Source organism: Terriglobia bacterium (genome assembly GCA_036496425.1).
Taxonomy (GTDB): Bacteria; Acidobacteriota; Terriglobia; order 20CM-2-55-15; family 20CM-2-55-15; genus 20CM-2-55-15.
The window spans coordinates 1-2,272 of sequence record DASXLG010000210.1; the positions used below are offsets into that span (position 1 = coordinate 1).

Below are 2,272 nucleotides of genomic sequence, written 5' to 3' on the forward strand. Positions count from 1 at the left end.
CGGCAGCAGCCCGAAAGACAGCGTAATTCGTATAGAGAACAGCCGCCTTGGCGCGGGCATGAAAATTGAAGGAAATCGTCCGCTCTTGCGGGCATCTCTGTGGTCGATCCGAACAGTGATGGCGGTCGAGCCGTTTGTCGACATTGTGGTCGTACCGGGAGCCGAATTCACCTGGCAGAGTGTTTACGAATACTACACTCTGCCTCGAAACTAGCTCGAAGTTTCCGGCTTCAGGAACGTCCCTCGATCGAGATCCTCAAATGCCTTGCGGAGTTGATCTTGCGTGTTCATCACAATGGGTCCATACCAGGCGACGGGTTCCCCAAGCGGCTTGCCCGAAACGAGAAGGAAGCGAATACCGTCCTCCCCGGCTTGCACCGTGACTTCATCGCCCCGGTCAAACAAGATCAGCGAACGATTGTCCGCTTCCGACGGTGGCGTCGTGTCCGCCCATTTGACACCCTCGGTCGGTACTGCGAGCGGGCCGGACGCATTGCAGAATTTTCCCGACCCGGCAAAAACATAGGCGAAGGCGTGGCGAGTCGTCTCGACAGGTAGGCTCTTCCTGCGGCCTGGAGCTACCGAGATATCGAGATAGATCGGATCGGCCGCCACTCCATCCACCGGGCCGGTCTTTCCCCAGAAGGTCCCGCAAACGATGCGCACGCCGGTCCCGTCATCATCGGTAATCAATGGAATATCGGCGCCTTTGACCTCCTGATACCGTGGAGCCGTCATCTTCAGCGAGGACGGGAGGTTGCCCCACAATTGGAAACCATGCATCCGGCCCTCCGGATCGCCCTTTGGCATCTCCTGATGAATAATGCCGCTTCCTGCAGTCATCCACTGTACGTCGCCGGAGCCGATCGCACCGCGATTCCCCAGGCTGTCTCCATGCTCAACGGTTCCCGCGAGGACGTATGTGATGGTTTCGATACCGCGGTGCGGATGCCACGGAAACCCCGCCATATAGTCTTCTGGAATATCGTTGCGAAAATCGTCCAGCAGAAGAAATGGATCGAAATCCGAAGTATTGCCGAAGCCAAACGCGCGGCGCAGATGAACCCCAGCGCCTTCCAGAGTAGGTTTGGCCCGGACAAGCCGCTTCACGGGTCGAATCGACATACCGTGAGTCTACCGGAAACCCGAACCGCGCGCTCCGGCCGCTAAAGTCTGCTGCCTGCCGTTGCCGTGCGGCCGTGTTTTAGATCGCTGATGGTCCTATGGGCCTCCTCCACGCCTGATGCCTGCCGCTGGACAACGGCTGCGACATCCGCCGGTAGCCCTTTGCCACGCGCTTCCCGGTAGCTTTTCACCGCGGCGTCTTCACCCGCTTCGCACTCGTCGATAAGTGCCTTGTCTTCATTTTTCGTCAGCGCTTCTTTCAGGTTGAGCCAGCCGCGATGCAGAGTTCCCGCCACGTGCCCGGAAGTCGCCGGGTCGCCGCCCATCTGCGTCACCAAAAATTGAAGTTCTCGAGCGTAGTCCGCACGCTGAGAAGCATATTTCGCGAAAAGGGTCTTCAGCGAGCTCTCTTTCGCTTTCTCCGCGGATGTCCGAAATCCTTGCTCGCCGTCCTTACATGTCTCGATCAAATCGTTCAAAACGCTGCGTACATCTTTTTCTTCAGTTGCCATGTTCGTCTCTCCGGGTAATGGACCTGCGCACGCGCTCTTCCATGCGCCGCATGTTTACATTGAGTTGGAGACAACAATCCAACGGGAAGTTTCATCGATTGAACCTGTCTAGATACGGCCGAGGCTGGCCGCGAGGTGGATTGACCTAAGCCTCGTATCATTATTGTTATTCGGCCGTTGACAATTCGAGTAGCGCTTCGTGTGGACCACTTCCAAGCGGCGTATTGGCTTACATTGTTCGAGTGAGTTCTACTTGGTGACGCCGAGTGGATTGTTGGACATTCTCTCCGCGATTCCCGTTCGCACCGGGGGCTGCGCACTGGAGAGGAACCAGAGGTACAGAGATCGGATCGCCGCTTTCCCTCTAGGCGCGTGATAGCGCAAATATTGGGAACTCCCGAGTTCCACATGGTGTCTAATCCGCCATGCTCGAAGTTCGCGACCTGACGAAACGTTACGCCGGCATCCCTGTCGTCGACCATGTCAGCTTCGTGATTCATCGCGGCGAAACGCTCGGCTATCTCGGTCCTAACGGCGCCGGCAAGAGCACCACCGTCAAAATGATCATTGGCCTCCTGGAGCCGACGTCCGGCGAAATCACGCTGGATGGCGACGATATCCACAAAGATCCCGAA

4 protein-coding genes are annotated in these 2,272 nt (G+C 57.3%); 2 read left to right on the forward strand and 2 right to left on the reverse strand.

All coding sequences use genetic code 11. The annotated features are described in order from the left end of the window. On the forward strand, positions 1-214 hold a 214-nt coding region (locus tag VGK48_15220), incomplete at its 5' end, for a hypothetical protein (GenBank protein HEY2382525.1). Here the strand turns inward: VGK48_15220 and VGK48_15225 are convergent. Beyond that, complete coding sequence (locus tag VGK48_15225) at positions 211-1,125, reverse strand: pirin family protein (protein HEY2382526.1); 915 nt, start codon at positions 1,123-1,125, stop codon at positions 211-213. The two genes, VGK48_15220 and VGK48_15225, sit on opposite strands and share 4 nt — an antisense overlap. A 41-nt stretch (positions 1,126-1,166) precedes the next feature. After that, positions 1,167-1,637: a PA2169 family four-helix-bundle protein gene (locus tag VGK48_15230; protein ID HEY2382527.1), complete on the reverse strand. Its 471-nt coding sequence runs from the start codon at positions 1,635-1,637 to the stop codon at positions 1,167-1,169. Positions 1,638-2,062: 425 nt separating this feature from the next. On the opposite strand from VGK48_15230, the gene VGK48_15235 reads away from it, so the two are divergent. Next, the coding region (locus tag VGK48_15235; protein ID HEY2382528.1) for an ATP-binding cassette domain-containing protein at positions 2,063-2,272 on the forward strand (210 nt) is incomplete at its 3' end.